The following is a 14,075-nucleotide window of genomic DNA, read 5'->3' on the forward strand; positions in this document are numbered from 1 at the left end:
ACGATATGGAGTTGAAGATCGGCCTCAAGACCAGCCTCATGCACGTGTCCTATGAGGACGTGCGCCGGGTGTGGCAGGAGGCTGACGAGATGACGGAGATAGCGGACGCCTGGCTCTGGGACCATCTGCTGCCGCTGGCCGGCGACCGCGGTGGTGAGGTCCTGGAGGGCTGGACGACGTTGAGCGCACTGGCGGCGCAGACATCGCGACTGCGCCTGGGGCTGCTGGTGACGAGCAACCGGCTTCGGTCCCCGGCGCTGCTGGGGAAGATGGCGTCGACCGTGGACGTGATATCGGGCGGACGGCTGGTCATGGGCATCGGCGTGGGTGGCACGGTGCAGCCGCCGGATGCCGGAGGGGTGCTGGGGGAGAACCCGGCGGTCGCGGAGTTCGCGGCCTACGGCATACCGCTCATCAGACCGGGAGAGGGGATAGCGCGCCTGGACGAGACAGTACGGATACTACGAAAGATGTGGACCGAAGAGGAATTCGACTATCAGGGCCCGTTCACCACGCTGGTGGGGACCAGGAACGCGCCCAAGCCGATCCAGCCGGCGGGTCCGCCGTTGCTGATCGGGGCCTGGGGTGAGCGTGCTCTGCGCGTGGTGGCGGAGCACGCGGACATCTGGAACATCCCCGGGCCGCCGCACAACACGGTGGAACACGTCGCCGCGCGCTCGCGGATCCTCGACCGGCTGTGCGAGGCGGCCGGCCGGGATCCGTCGGACGTCGAGCGCTCGGTTCAGGTCATCGTGGCCGACGACGGCGCGGCGGAGGCCCGGAAGGCCATCGCCGAGCTGACCGCGGTCGGGGTGCGGCACGTGGTCGTCGGATCGCGGCGCCAGTACCGGCCGGGTGGGATGACGTGGCTAGTGGAGGAGGTGGTGCGTCCTGCTCACGAGACCAGCAGGATCTGACCGTTCTCGACCTTGACCCGGTGGGGAGCCAGGGCTCGGGAGGCCGGGCCGGTGACGACGGAACCGTCGGTGATCTTGTACTGGCTGCCGTGGCAGGGACAGGTGATGAGCTGGCCGTCGACGCTGGCCACGGTGCAGCCCTGGTGGGTGCACACGGCGCTGAAGGCCTTGATGTCGCCGGCGGTGGGCTGGGTCAGCACGATCTGGCGGTCGGCCAGGATCTTGCCGCCGCCGACCGGGACCGCTGAGACCGGGGCGAGGGCGTCGCCGCCCGCACCCGGGGCGGAGCCGCTGCTCGCGGTGGTGCCGTCAGAGGATCCGGACGAGGAAGCAGGAGAGGAGGACCCGACAGAGGACGAGGAAGCGGCCGTCGTGGAGCCGCCGGCCGGCTGGCTCGTGGGCGGAGCACCGGAATTGTCCTTGCTGCCGCTCGAACTGCAGCCGGCACAGAGGGCTCCGGCCGCCGCCGCCAAGCCGGCGAGGGCGTGGCGCCGGGTGGCGCCCCCACAGCTGACGAGTTCAGTGGGGGTGGTCTGGGCGTCGAGTGTCATTGTTCGCATCCAATGAGGTGAGGAACCAGTAGAAGGGTGACAAACCAGTAGCCGAACACACTACGTACCCAGCTTCACGTGTGAGGAACGGACCCGGTTCAACACGGCTCACGACGTCTACTGTGTGCTTCATGCAGCCTCGCCAAGAGAATCCGTTGACCCGCTTGACGCTTGCCGAGCTCCGGACCCGGACCAGCATGAAGTGGCGTCAGTACCCCGACGACGTCTTGCCGCTGTGGGTCGCCGAGATGGACGTGCCGACGCCGGAACCGGTGGCCGAGGCGCTGACCGCCGCCGTGCGCCGGGGTGACACCGGCTACCCGGTCGGCGACGCCTACGCGCTGGCGCTGGGCGAGTTCGCCCGGAAGCGCTGGGGCTGGGACGGTGTCACACCGGAGCGGTCGGCCATCGTGCCGGACGTGATGATGGGCGTGGTGGAAATGCTGAAGCTGGTCACCGGGCCGGGCGATCCGGTGGTGGTGAACAGCCCGGTGTACCCGCCGTTCTACGACTTCGTGGGGCACATGGACCGCGAGGTGGTGGAGGCGCCGCTCGGCGAGGACGGACGCATCGACTTCGACGTGTTGGCGGCGGTGTTCCGGGAGCTCATCGAGCGGGGGCGGGGGCGGGGGCGGGGGCGGGGGCGGGGGGAGGAACAGGGCAGGGGCCGAGCCGACGGCGGCGGCCGGATCGCGTTCCTGCTGTGCAACCCGCACAACCCGACCGGAGCGGTGCACACGGTGGCGGAGTTGGAGCGGGTCGCGGAGTTGGCCGCCGAGTACGGGGTGCGGGTGGTGGCGGATGAGATTCATGCGCCGCTGGTCGCGGCGGGGGAGCGGTTCACGCCGTACGGGAGTGTGGCGGGCGCTGAGAACGCGTTGTCGTTGATGTCGGCGTCGAAGGGGTGGAACCTGGCCGGGTTGAAGGCGGCGTTGGCCGTCGCCGGGCCCGCTTCCGCCGCCGACTTGGCGCGGATGCCGGAGGAGGTCAGTCATGGGCCCAGTCACCTGGGGGTGATCGCTCATGTCGCGGCGCTGCGTGAGGGGGGCGAGTGGCTTGACGCTCTTCTGGCGGGGCTGGATGCCAACCGGGTCCTGCTCGGTGAGTTGCTGGCCGTTCATTTGCCGGCGGTCCGGTGGCGGTCCGGTGCCGGGACTTACCTGCAGTGGCTGGACTGTCGGCCTCTGAACCTGCCTGAGGATCCTTCGAAGGTGTTTCTTGAGCGGGCGCGCGTCGCGGTGAACTCGGGTGTTCCGTTCGGTACCGGGGGCGAGGGCCGGGTGCGGATCAACATAGCGACGTCGCCGGAGATCCTGACCGAGGCGATCCAGAGGATGGGTGCGGCTGTCGGGTGAGGCGTTGCCCGGTTTCAGCGTGCGCGGAGCATCTCCAGCAGGGCGTCGGCGGCTTCCTGGACGGTCAGGTCGGTGGTGTCGAGGGTGAGGTCGCCGATGCCCGCGGCCTGGGTGGCGGTGGCTTCGCGGAGGGCGTTCTCGGTGAGAGCGCGGAGGGCTGGGGCGGGGAGACCTCGGATGTCGTCGCCGGGGATGGCGGGGCCGGAGCCTTGGGCGCGGAGGGCGAGGCGGGCGGTCAGCGTGTCGGCGGAGGCGTCGAGGCGGATCAGGGTGAGGGGAGTGGGGCTCAGAGCTGTGCGGTAGGTGTCGAGGTCGTCGGAGGTGGTGACCGTGCCGCTGACCACCAGGTGGTGGGCCGCGGCAGTGCGGAAGGTGGGCCAGCAGGCGGCGAGAGTCGTGGCCTTGAGGGTGTGGTGGTGGGGGTCGTCGGGTGGGACGGGATGGCAGAAGGCGATCTGCGCCAGGTCCAGGTAGGCGCTCTTGGTGACCTGGTTGAGGCGGGTGAAGAGGCTGTAGCCGATGGTCGACTTGCCCACGCCGCGGGGGCCGCAGAGCCAGATGACGGGTGGGATGGGCGCGTCAGACATCGAGGGCGGATTTGCCGACGCCGCGGGGGCGGCAGAGCCGGATGACGGGTGGGAGAGCGCGTTAGACATCGCGGGTCGCCGTTCGGTGGGCGGAAGGCATGGGCCAGATGCCCGTGGGGCCGCATATCTGCTGGGCGATCTGGTGGGGTGACAGGCCGTCGGTTTCGATGACGTGTGCCGGAAGCCCGATGGCGTCCAGGTCGTCCGCCTCCCGCAGGGCGTCCGGGAGGTGCTCCGGCATCCAGCCGCGATGGAGGTAGCGCTCCTCGTGGACTGAGCGGCTGGCACGGAGTCGGCACAGAGTCAGGGACATGCCGGGGACCGCGTCCGTGTACAGCTTGACCTCGTCGGTGGTCCACACGTAGCCGCTGAGGATCAGGCATTCGGCCCCCGCGGAGCGGTAGCCTCGCCAGACGGTGGCGAGGTTCGCGGCCCTGAGGTGGTGGTTGCCGGGGTCGCCGTCGGGGGCGGGGTAGCAGAGGCCGAGTTGATCGCCGTCGACGAACGCGCTGTTGACACCGGCTGCGGCCAGCATGCGGAAGGTCGTGTGGCCGATGGTGCTCTTGCCGACGGCTGATGGTCCGATCAGCCAGAGGAGGGGGAAGGCGGTCATGGTTTCCAGTCCTGCCAGGTTCTCTGGAAGATCTCGTAGGCCGTCTCGTCGTAGAGCACGAATCTGACTTCCTGCACGGTGGTCGGTGTAGCCAGGACCGCGGCGATGGCGATCGGGGCCGCGTCGGCGAGGGGCCAGCTGTAGATGCCGGTGGAGATGGCTGGGAAGGCGATGCTGGTGGCGCCGAGTGAGTCGGCGATGTGCAGCGAGTTGGTGTGGCAGGCGGCCAGCAGTGCGGAGCGGTCTTCGGTTGCGGAGTAGACCGGGCCGACGGTGTGGATGACCCACTGGGCTGGGAGGCGGCCCGCCGTGGTGGCGACTGCTTCGCCGGTGGGCAGGCCGCGGCCGTACTGTGAGGCGCGCAGGGCGCGGCACTCGGCCAGGATCTGGGAGCCGCCTTTGCGGTGGATGGCGCCGTCGACGCCTCCGCCGCCGAGGAGCGAGGAGTTCGCGGCGTTCACGATCGCGTCCACGGACTGCTCGGTGATGTCCCCGCGGACCATCCTGATGCTCGGCGGGCGGTGGGGCGCGGTCATGGCGGCGATGCTGCCAACGGGCGGGGAGGGGTCGCAACCGAATAAGGGTCCGCAGATCCGGTTGCGACCCGGATGGAGTAAGGGCAAGACCTCAGGCTTTGAGCCCCGGGGGGATCCTCAGCTCGGGCGAAGTAAGGGCAAGATGCCAGGTTGTGGGGCTCCGGGGATGCTCAGTCCGGATGGAGCATGGACAAGACGCCAGGCTGTGGAGCCCCGGGGGATCCTCAGAGGCTCAGGGAAGAGGCGGCCCAGACGCTGGTCGGATGCTCGTTGCGGTCCAGCCACAGGAACGGCTGCTTGTCCCGCTGCTCCGGGTCGGCGCCTTCCTCCCAGGGGAAGCGTCCGGTGCGGTCCGGCCAGAAGGCCTGCACCATCGGCCACGGCGGGACCCGGATGAAGTCCATCCCGGCGCCGAACATCGCGGGGTACCAGCTCGGGTGCACAGCGCGGACGGCCATGTCGAAGCCCTCGATGACGCCGGCGCGGCGCTTCTCGGGGGCGAGCGGGCGGTTGTCGCGGGTGACCTGGAGGGCGATGCCCGTGACCAGGCGCATGGCGTTCTCCACCGGCAGGCCGGTGACGCAGATCTCGGGGCCGCCGGTGCTGTGCCACAAGCCGATGCTGTAGGCCCAGTCGGGCGTGTCGTCGCCGGTGACCCCCATGGCGTGCCAGCCGACGTGGCGGACGTTGCGCGCGATCTCGCGGTCGCGTGAGTCCCACGCGGCCTCGTTCGCGGAGTCCTGACACACGATGCAGCGGCACGGTACCGGTTCTATGTCCACGTCCTGAAGGCTACCGGTTGTCACGTACCGCTGGGACGGACGGGGCCGTCGATCAGGCACTGGAGCGCCCGCTCGGTGATGTCCAGGAGGTCCGAGTCCGGCTCGGCGATCCAGACCTGCTGGGAGCCCAGGATGGCGCCGATGATCGTCCCGGCCATGACCCGGATCTCCAGGTCGTCGACCGAGCGGCCGAGGCGCTCGGCGAACAGTTCGGCGATCATGTCCGAGGTGGTGAGCATGTGGTCCAGGGCCCGGGCGCGGACCTCGGGGATGGTGAAGCTCAGGCGGGCCCGGGTCGCGGCCTCCTCCCGGTCCACGGTGCTGATGCTGAGCAGTACCTCGTGCACGGCGGCGCGGAACGCTTCCAGCAGCGGCATGTCGTGGGGCTGGGCCCGGAAGGCGGCGGCCATCATCGGGTCGTAGTCGTCCTGGAGGACCAGGTCCTCCTTGGTCGGGAAGTAGCGGTACAGCGTGCTCGGCGAGACGTCGGCCTCGGCGGCGATCTGCTCCATGGTGGTGGCGTCGTAGCCCTGCTCCTGGAACAGGCGCAGCGCGTGCCGCTGGATCGCGGCCCGCGTCTGCGCCTTCTTCCGCTCCCGGAGTCCCATCGGGGCCGGTGCGAGGGCGGATCGGTCAGTCGGCGGCATTGAGGAGATCACCACTCGATTCTCGCGCTTGTCCGGTGGTGGCGGGTACCGGAGCGCGGCGCAGGCGGGTGGCGGCCAGGACGCCGAGGAGGGCGAAGCCGGCGCTGACCCACATCGTCAGGCTCGTGGCGTGCATCAGCGCCGAGCGCACCGCCTCCAGCAGGCCCGGCGAGTGCAGCTTCCGGGTGGCCACCGCGACGCCGGATCCGGCACTGCGGGCGACAGCGGCGGCGTCCTGCGGTGACAGCGCGGCGGTGGCGCCCTTCACCCGGTCCTGGTATTCGCTGTTCAGCACGGTGCCCAGGATCGCGACCGCCAGTGTGCCGCCGATCTGCCGGATGGTCATCAGCAGGCCCGAGCCCACGCCCGCGCGTTCCGGGCTGAGCTGGTCCAGCGCGGCGCCCATCGCGGTCGGCATCGCCAGGCCCACGCCCACGCCGCCCAGCGTGAGCCAGAAGGCGACGAAGCCGTAGCCGGTGTGCACGCCGGTGGTGGTGGCGACGGCCAGCGCGACGGTCAGCAGCGCGAACCCGGTCCCGATCATCCGGCCCGGGCCCACCTTCGACAGGAACGGCTGCCCGGCGCGCACGCCGACCATCAGTCCGGCGATCAGCGGCAGCAGCCGCAGGCCGGTCCCGAGCGCGTCGGCGCCCTCCACCGCCTGGTAGAACTGCGGCAGCGTGAACATCAGCCCGAACAGCGCGAAGCTGACGATGGTGGCCAGGAGGGTGCCCCACGTGAAGCCGGGGGCGCGGAACAGCTCCAGGTCGATCAGGGTCTGCACCGGGCGGCGCTGCGACTGCACGAAGCCGGCCAGCACCACCAGGCCGCCGATCATCGGCACCAGCGCCTCGGCCGAGCCCCAGCCGGCGTCGCCGGCCTTGATCAGCCCGTAGGTGACGGCGGCCAGTCCGATCGCGGAGGTCGCCAGGCCCGGGACGTCGATCCGCGGCTTGCGCTCGGCGCGCGACTCCGGCACCAGCCACAGCACCGCGAGCAGCGCCAGCGCCACCACCGGCAGGTTGATCAGGAAAACCGAGCCCCACCAGTAGTGGTCCAGCAGCCAGCCGCCCAGGATCGGGCCCAGCGGGATGCCGAGCATGTTCGCGGTGGCCCAGATGCCCATCGCCCGCGGCCGCTCCTCCGGCGTGAACAGCACCGTCAGGACGCTCATGCTCAGCGGGATCAGCATCGCCGCGCCCAGGCCGAGGACCGCGCGCCAGGCGATCAGCTCGCCCGGGGACGAGGCGAAGGCGCAGAAGCCGGAGGCGACGCCGAACGCGGTCAGGGCGATCAGCAGCATCTTCTTGCGGCCGAAGCGGTCCCCCAGCAGGCCGCCGGGCAGCAGCGCGACGGCCATGGCCAGGTTGTAGGAGGTGGCGAACCACTGCAGCTGGCTGGTCGAGGCGTGCAGCGAGGTCGCGAGCGTCGGCAGGGCGACGTTCAGCACCGTGAGGTCGAGGCCCACGACGATCAGGCTCAGCGCCAGCCCGCCGAGGGCCCACCACTTGCGTCCGTCGGCCGCCGCGGGTGGCGCCGGCCGCTGGTCTTCCGCGATCATGATAGTCCCCTCCTCTTGAAAGTAACTTCAAAATGAAAGCTACTCTCAGAATTTGAGGGGGTCAAGACGCGCCCCGGCGCCGGCTCAGCCCGGGAAGTACTCCAGGGCCTCCGGCAGCGGCTTGCGGGCCAGGTCGGGCACCTCGCAGTCGGCGGCCGGATAGCCGATCGGGAACAGGATGTAGGGCCGCTCGGTGCCGGGGCGGCCCAGGATCTCGGTGAGGAACGCCATCGGGTTCGGCGTGTGCGTCAGCGTGGCCAGGCCCATGGTGTGCAGCGCGGCTATGAACAGTCCGCAGGCGATGCCCACGCTCTCGTTGACGTAGTAGTTCTTCCGCAGCCGGCCGTCCGGCATCGGCGTGCTCTTCTCGGCGAACGCCACGACGATCCACGGCACGGTCTCGAGGTAGGACTTGTCGGAGTCGGTCTCCAGCGGCCCCAGCGCCTCGCGCCACGCCGCCGGCAGGCGCCCGCCCTCGTAGTTGATGCGCTCCTCTTCCTCGGCCGCCTCGCGGATGCGGTGGCGGACTTCCGGATCACTGACCGCGACGAACTTCCACGGCTGCTGGTGCGCGCCGGACGGGGCGGTGTTCGCGGCCGCCACGGCCAGCTCGATCATCTCCGCCGGAACGGGATCGGGGGCGAAGAAGCGCACGCTGCGGCGCCCTTCGAGGTGCTGGTGGAACTGCTGGCCGCGCCGGACCGCCTCGGCCTGGTCGAGGCGCTCGGGACGGTACGGCAGGAACGGATGGGTGTGGCTCCGTATCGGCGCGGGGGTCTCCGGCGCCTGGTCGGTGGCAGTCATGACGCCCAGAGTAGGTATGGTATGTGGCCGGAATCACGTCGTCTCCGGCGGCCCCGGTCCGGTACAGCTGGACCCATGACAGTCGTTGAGGGAGGCGCGCCGGAGCCGCCGCTGCACGTGTTCCGCACCCGGATCTGGTTCGACGAGCTCGACAAGGTCGGCGTACTGCACAACGCCCGGTACGCCGTCCACGCCGAACGTGCGCTCACCGCCTGGTACGAGCACCGCCCCGAGCTGTCCGCGAACGGCGACGGCCGGCACCTGGTGAAGGCGTACGAGATCGAGTTCCTGGTGCCGGTCGCGGCCACCGGCGACCTGGACGTGGAGCTGCGCGTGGCCAAGCTCGGCACCACCAGCTGCGCCTACGGGTTCCGCTTCGTCGGTCTCGACGGCGTGGTGCACGCGGTCGGGCGCCGCACCGTGGTCAAGACCGGCGCGGACCTGCGGCCGGCGCCCTGGTCCGAGGTCTTCCGGCGCGTCCACGAGGGCAGGGGCGGCCTGTCATGAGCCGTTGAGCGTCACTGTGGCAGTCCTCTGCCGCCGCTTCCTACCGTCCCGGCGGAATGGAATCGACGGGAAGGACCAACCGTGCGGAAGTCCAAGAAGCTCGCCGCCGTGACGCTCGCCCTCGGCGCCGCGCTGGTCGGGAGCGTCACGCCCGCGGCCGCGACCGGCGGCGCCCAGCAGGCCGCGTGCACGAGCTCGAACTACAACACCCACGTGGTGTGGTTCAAGCTCACCAAGACCGACGGCACCACGTTCTGCGTCGGAGGCGGCACCGGGACAGTCAGCCTCGACGTCGACATCAACAAGTTCGACTCCTTCGGCGTCGACACCACGTCGCCGACCACGCGCTACTACGGTTACCTCGACACGGTCGACAGCGGCGGGTTCGCCGGCAAGACGTATGTCGGAGACTGGCCGTCGATGCCTGAGTTGGAAACGGACTGGTGGTCCTTCACCCTTCCTTGCCCGGTCATGCCGCCGCCGTACACCGGCTTCTGCCCGTTCTACGGATCCTCGGCCCATGTGACCGGTGTGGAGATCGTCGGCTCCGTCACCGGATGAGAAAGAGAGGAGGGCCGCCGGATATCCGGCGGCCCTCCTCTCCGGTGTCTCAGGACAGCGAGTAAGGAGCCAGCTCCTTCGGCAGCTCCGAAGCCGAGGCCCGGTCCAGCAGCCACAGGCTCCGGCCCCGGCCGCGCGCTCCGGCCGCCGGGATCTGCACCGGCCCGGCGCCGGACAGCGCCAGGTGTGTGACCTTCGCCTTCTCCGAGCCGGCGGCGACCACCCACACCTCGGCGGCCTGCTGGATCGCCGGCAGCGTCAGCGACACCCGCAGCGGCGGCGGCTTCGGCGAGCCGTGCACGCCCACCACGCTCCGCTGCTCCTCGTACAGCGCCGGATGCCCCGGGAACAGCGAGGCGATGTGCCCGTCCGGGCCCATGCCCAGCAGCAGCACGTCGAACGCCGGGACGTCCGCGCCCTCGCGCGCGTAGTCCGCCAGCGTCGCCGCGTACCGCTCCGCCGACTCCTCGGGGGTGATGCCGACCGAGTCCGCGGCCGGCATCGGGTGGATGTTGCCGGCGGGCAGCAGCCCTTCGGCGACCAGGCCGTCCAGCAGCGCCGCGCGCGCCTGGGTCTCGTTGCGGTCGGGGTGGCCGGTCGGCAGGAACCGCTCGTCGCCCCACCACAGCTGGACCCGGGACCAGTCCACGGCGGCGCGCGCCGGGGACGCGGCCACCGCGGCCAGGGTCTTGATCCCCACGGTGCCGCCGGTCAGGACCACGTGCGCGGCCCCGCGCAGCGCCTGCACGTCGACCACCCGCGTGATCAGCCGCGCCGCCACCGCCTGAGCCAGGACCTCCGCGTCCTGGTGGACGATGACCTGGGGGGTGGCGCTCATGGCGCCTTCTTCGCGTCGTCCGCGGCCGGCGCCTCGTCGATCGCCGGGTCCTGCTGCTCGCGCACCTTCTCGGCCGACTTCGCCGGCTGGTCGCCCAGCGGCCCGTCGGACGGCTGCGCGGTCACCGTGATGGTGCCCTTCTTCGCCGGCACCGGCGCGGCCTCGGTGATCGCCTCCACGTCGTGGTCGGTGATGTGCCGCAGCACCTCTTCGTAGACCTCGTCGACGTCCAGGCGGCGCAGCTCCTCGGTCAGCAGGTCGGCCAGCTCCCGCCGCTTGAGGGCGACGTGCCGGTCCGGCTGGTCCGGCATGGACAGCACGGCCAGCATCCCGTCCGGGCGGGTCAGGCTGATCTCGCCGGCCGCGGTGCCCAGGTGCACCCCGGTGATGCCGGGGCCCTTGTCCGTGGACAGCGTCACCGGCACGCCCAGGCGCCAGCCCAGCCAGACCGCCAGCAGCGTCGAGGACGGGTTGTCGACCTCGGCGGTGACCTTCACCGACTTCACCGTGGTCGGCAGCTGGTCCAGCGCCGCGGCCAGCATGGAGCGCCACGGGGTGCAGCGGGTCCAGGCCAGGTCGGTGTCGCCGGGGGAGTAGCCGCGCAGCCGCTCGGCCAGCGACGACGGCTGGTGGGTGCCGGAGGCGTCGGTGATCCGGCGCATCGCCAGCTTGCCCAGCGGCGCTCCGGCCGGGTCCACCGGGGACTCGGCCGGCCACCAGGTCACCACCGGGGTGTCCGGCAGCAGCAGCGGCAGCACCACGGCGTCGGCGTGGTCGGCCAGATCGCCGTTCAGCCGCATCACCACCGCCTCGCCGGGGCCCATCTCGTCGCCCACCCGCACCTCGGCGTCCAGCCCGGAGAAGGGCTGCTCCGGGTGCGGGATCACGACCAGGATGCGCGAGGGGTGCGCGCGCGAGGCCTCGCGCGCGGCCCGCAGGGCGTAGTAGTGGTGCCGCTCGTCGGTCTCGATCACCAGGGTCAGGACCGCGCCGGTGGTGGCCGCCCCGGCCTCCTTGCGGATGTCGATCAGGGCGTTGGCGATCTTCGCCGAGGTGGTGGAATCCAGGTGCTTGATCATGGCCGCCGCCAGCTCCGTCCGTCCTTCGCGAGCATCTCGTCGGCCTTGGCCGGCCCCCAGGTGCCCGAGGTGTACTGCTCCGGCTTGCCGTTCGCGGCCCAGTACGCCTCGATCGGGTCCAGGACCTCCCAGCCCAGCTCGACCTCCTCGACCCGGGGGAACAGCGGCGCGTCGCCGAGCAGCACGTCCAGGATCAGCCGCTCGTAGGCCTCCGGCGAGGACTCGGTGAACGCCTCGCCGTAGGCGAAGTCCATGTTCACGTCGCGCACCTCCATCGAGGTGCCCGGGACCTTGGAGCCGAAGCGCACGGTCACGCCCTCGTCCGGCTGCACCCGGATCACCAGGGCGTTCTGCCCCAGCTCCTCGGTCTGGGTCGGGGTGAAGGGCAGGAACGGCGAGCGCTTGAAGACCACAGCGATCTCGGTGACCCGGCGTCCCAGCCGCTTGCCGGTGCGCAGGTAGAACGGCACGCCGGCCCAGCGGCGGGTGTTCACCTCCAGCTTTACCGCGGCGTAGGTGTCGGTGGTGGAGTCCGGCGCGATGCCGTCCTCCTGGAGGTACCCGATCACCTTCTCGCCGCCCTGCCAGCCGGCCGCGTACTGGCCGCGCACGGTGTAGGTGCCCAGGTCGTCCGGCAGCCGGACCGCCGAGAGCACCTTGGTCTTCTCCGCGGCGATGGCGTCGGCGTCGAACGACACCGGCTCCTCCATCGCGGTCAGCGCCAGCAGCTGCAGCAGGTGGTTCTGGATGACGTCGCGGGCCGCGCCGATGCCGTCGTAGTATCCGGCCCGGCCGCCGATGCCGATGTCCTCGGCCATCGTGATCTGGACGTGGTCCACGTGGTCCCGGCTCCAGATGGGCTCGAACATCTCGTTGGCGAAGCGCAGCGCCAGGATGTTCTGGACCGTCTCCTTGCCCAGGTAGTGGTCGATGCGGAAGACCGACTTGGGCGGGAACACCGAGTCCACGATGGCGTTCAGCTCGCGGGCCGAGGCCAGGTCGTGCCCGAACGGCTTCTCGATGATCACCCGGCGCCAGGAGCCCTCCGGGCCCTGGTCCAGGCCGACCTCGTGCAGCTGCTCGACCACGCCGGGGAAGAACTTCGGCGGCACCGAGAGGTAGAACGCGTGGTTGCCGTTGGTGCCGCGCTCGGCGTCGAGCTTGTCGATGGTCTCCTTCAGCTCGATGAAGGCCTGCTTGTCGCCGAACTCGCCGGAGACGAAGCGGAAGCCCTCGGACAGCTGCCGCCAGACCTCCTCGCGGTACGGGGTCCGCGAGTGTTCCTTCACCGCCTGGTGCACCTCTTCGGCGAAGTCCTGGTTGGCCCAGTCCCGCCGGGCGAAGCCGACCAGGGCGAAGCCCGGGGGCAGCAGCCCCCGGTTCGCCAGGTCGTAGATCGCCGGCATCAGCTTCTTGCGGGACAGGTCGCCGGTGACGCCGAACATCACCAGGCCGCAGGGCCCGGCGATGCGGGGCAGCCGGCGGTCGGCGGCGTCGCGCAGCGGGTTCGCCGCCGCGCCATCCGGCGCCGTCTCGTGGGCGAGCTGGGTCTTCTCCGCTTGGGAGAGCTGGAAGCCGGGGTGGCTCCCGCCCTTGTGCGGATAACCGGCCGGAGCGTTCACTTCAGCCGGTCCAGTTCGCCCTGTACCGAGTCCAGGAGCTCCTTCCAGGAGACCTCGAACTTGTCCACGCCCTCGTCCTCGAGCACCTGCACGACGTCGTCGTAGGAGACGCCGGCGGCCTCGAGGTCGTCCAGGACCTTCCTCGACTCCTCATACGTGCCGTGGATCGAGTCCTCGACCGGCTTGCCGTGGTCGGCCTCGGCGTCCAGCGTGGCCTCGGGCATGGTGTTGACCACGTGCCGCACGATCAGTTCGTCGACGTACATGGTGTCCGGGTACGCCGGGTCCTTCACGCCGGTCGAGGCCCACAGCGGCCGCTGCGGCTTGGCCCCGGCCTGCGCCAGGGCCGTCCAGCGCTCGCCGGAGAAGACCTCCTCGTACGCCTGGTACGCCAGGCGGGCGTTGGCCACGGCGGCCTTGCCGCGCAGTTCGTTCTTGCCGAGCTTGTCCAGGCGCTTGTCGACCTCGGTGTCCACGCGCGAGACGAAGAACGACGCGACGGAGGCCATCTTGCTCAGGTCGTACCCGTTGGCGTGGGCCTGCTCGATGCCGGCCAGGAAGGCGTCCATCACCTCGCGGTAGCGCTCCAGCGAGAAGATCAGGGTCACGTTGACGCTGATGCCCGCGGCCAGCGTCTCGGTGATGGCCGGCAGGCCCGCGCGGGTGGCCGGGATCTTGATCAACAGGTTCTCGCGGTCCACCAGCCACCACAGCTGCTTGGCCTCGGCCACGGTGGCGGCGGTCTGGTGCGCCAGGCGCGGGTCGACCTCGATGGAGACCCGGCCGTCCTGGCCGCCGGAGGCGTCGTACGCCGGGCGCAGCACGTCGGCGGCGTCGCGGACGTCGGCGGTGGTGATCATGCGGACCGCCTCGTCCACGGTCACGCCGCGCACCGCGAGGTCCTTGAGCTGCTCGGTGTAGACCTCCGAGCCCACGATCGCCTTCTGGAAGATCGTCGGGTTCGTGGTGACGCCCACGACGTTCTTCTCGGACATCAGCTGGGCCAGGTTCCCGGTCTGCAGCCGCTTGCGGGACAGGTCGTCCAGCCAGATCGCGACGCCGGCGGCGGAGAGCGTGTCCAGGTTCTTGTTCGTCATCTCGTCTTCTTCTCCCTC

The 14,075-nt window shown here is 70.7% G+C and carries 16 protein-coding genes; 4 read left to right on the forward strand and 12 right to left on the reverse strand.

Going from position 1 to position 14,075, the window contains the following annotated elements; translation table 11 throughout:
• Positions 1–5: 5 nt before the first annotated feature.
• The gene (locus ABD466_RS03990; protein ID WP_344655532.1) at positions 6–917 is read left to right on the forward strand and encodes an LLM class flavin-dependent oxidoreductase; all 912 of its coding nucleotides are present in this window, start codon (positions 6–8) and stop codon (positions 915–917) included.
• On the opposite strand, the gene ABD466_RS03995 is transcribed toward ABD466_RS03990, so the two are convergent.
• Entirely contained in the window at positions 896–1,468 is a 573-nt protein-coding gene (locus ABD466_RS03995) for a Rieske (2Fe-2S) protein (RefSeq protein ID WP_344655533.1), read from the reverse strand. The two genes, ABD466_RS03990 and ABD466_RS03995, sit on opposite strands and share 22 nt — an antisense overlap.
• A gap of 131 nt (positions 1,469–1,599) precedes the next feature.
• Here ABD466_RS03995 and ABD466_RS04000 point away from each other — a divergent pair, with 131 nt between their 5' ends.
• Entirely contained in the window at positions 1,600–2,823 is a 1,224-nt protein-coding gene (locus ABD466_RS04000) for a MalY/PatB family protein (protein WP_344655534.1), read from the forward strand.
• Between the two features lie 14 nt (positions 2,824–2,837).
• Here the strand turns inward: ABD466_RS04000 and ABD466_RS04005 are convergent, their stop codons facing one another.
• The 7 genes from ABD466_RS04005 to ABD466_RS04035 all read right to left on the reverse strand — a co-directional run bounded on the left by ABD466_RS04005 (position 2,838) and on the right by ABD466_RS04035 (position 8,353).
• Positions 2,838–3,410, reverse strand: a complete 573-nt coding sequence (locus tag ABD466_RS04005; protein WP_344655535.1) for a hypothetical protein — start codon at positions 3,408–3,410, stop codon at positions 2,838–2,840.
• 61 nt (positions 3,411–3,471) lie between these two features.
• On the reverse strand, positions 3,472–4,023 hold the full coding sequence (locus ABD466_RS04010; RefSeq protein WP_344655536.1) for a hypothetical protein: 552 nt from the start codon (positions 4,021–4,023) through the stop codon (positions 3,472–3,474).
• A complete protein-coding gene (locus ABD466_RS04015; RefSeq protein WP_344655537.1) occupies positions 4,020–4,559 on the reverse strand; it encodes an O-acetyl-ADP-ribose deacetylase in 540 nt (179 codons plus the stop codon). The genes ABD466_RS04010 and ABD466_RS04015 overlap by 4 nt, the downstream gene beginning before the upstream one ends.
• Positions 4,560–4,783: 224 nt before the next feature.
• Positions 4,784–5,341, reverse strand: coding sequence for a DUF4262 domain-containing protein (locus ABD466_RS04020; protein ID WP_344655538.1), 558 nt, complete (start codon positions 5,339–5,341; stop codon positions 4,784–4,786).
• 20 nt (positions 5,342–5,361) lie between these two features.
• Positions 5,362–5,949: a TetR/AcrR family transcriptional regulator gene (locus tag ABD466_RS04025; RefSeq protein ID WP_344655539.1), complete on the reverse strand. Its 588-nt coding sequence runs from the start codon at positions 5,947–5,949 to the stop codon at positions 5,362–5,364.
• Between the two features lie 25 nt (positions 5,950–5,974).
• A complete protein-coding gene (locus ABD466_RS04030; RefSeq protein ID WP_344655540.1) occupies positions 5,975–7,549 on the reverse strand; it encodes a DHA2 family efflux MFS transporter permease subunit in 1,575 nt (524 codons plus the stop codon).
• Between the two features lie 84 nt (positions 7,550–7,633).
• Positions 7,634–8,353 (reverse strand): nitroreductase family protein, encoded by a 720-nt coding sequence (locus ABD466_RS04035; RefSeq protein WP_344655541.1) that lies wholly within the window; start codon positions 8,351–8,353, stop codon positions 7,634–7,636.
• A 75-nt stretch (positions 8,354–8,428) separates the two neighbouring features.
• Between ABD466_RS04035 and ABD466_RS04040 the strand changes: the two genes are divergently transcribed.
• Positions 8,429–8,860, forward strand: a complete 432-nt coding sequence (locus tag ABD466_RS04040) for an acyl-CoA thioesterase (protein ID WP_344655542.1) — start codon at positions 8,429–8,431, stop codon at positions 8,858–8,860.
• Positions 8,861–8,941: 81 nt separating this feature from the next.
• Positions 8,942–9,421 (forward strand): hypothetical protein, encoded by a 480-nt coding sequence (locus ABD466_RS04045; protein WP_344655543.1) that lies wholly within the window; start codon positions 8,942–8,944, stop codon positions 9,419–9,421.
• 49 nt (positions 9,422–9,470) lie between these two features.
• On the opposite strand, the gene pgl is transcribed toward ABD466_RS04045, so the two are convergent.
• The 4 genes from pgl to tal all read right to left on the reverse strand — a co-directional run bounded on the left by pgl (position 9,471) and on the right by tal (position 14,057).
• A complete protein-coding gene (gene pgl, locus ABD466_RS04050) occupies positions 9,471–10,259 on the reverse strand; it encodes a 6-phosphogluconolactonase (RefSeq protein WP_344655544.1) in 789 nt (262 codons plus the stop codon).
• A complete protein-coding gene (locus tag ABD466_RS04055) occupies positions 10,256–11,338 on the reverse strand; it encodes a glucose-6-phosphate dehydrogenase assembly protein OpcA (protein ID WP_344655545.1) in 1,083 nt (360 codons plus the stop codon). The genes pgl and ABD466_RS04055 overlap by 4 nt, the downstream gene beginning before the upstream one ends.
• Positions 11,335–12,840 carry a glucose-6-phosphate dehydrogenase gene (zwf, locus tag ABD466_RS04060; RefSeq protein ID WP_344655744.1) on the reverse strand — a complete coding sequence of 502 codons (1,506 nt, stop codon included), beginning with the start codon at positions 12,838–12,840 and terminating at the stop codon, positions 11,335–11,337. The genes ABD466_RS04055 and zwf overlap by 4 nt, the downstream gene beginning before the upstream one ends.
• A 116-nt stretch (positions 12,841–12,956) precedes the next feature.
• The gene (gene tal / locus ABD466_RS04065) at positions 12,957–14,057 is read right to left on the reverse strand and encodes a transaldolase (RefSeq protein WP_344655546.1); all 1,101 of its coding nucleotides are present in this window, start codon (positions 14,055–14,057) and stop codon (positions 12,957–12,959) included.
• Positions 14,058–14,075: the final 18 nt, after the last annotated feature.

The organism is Catenulispora subtropica, assembly GCF_039531675.1.
In the GTDB taxonomy this organism is placed as follows: Bacteria; Actinomycetota; Actinomycetes; order Streptomycetales; family Catenulisporaceae; genus Catenulispora; species Catenulispora subtropica.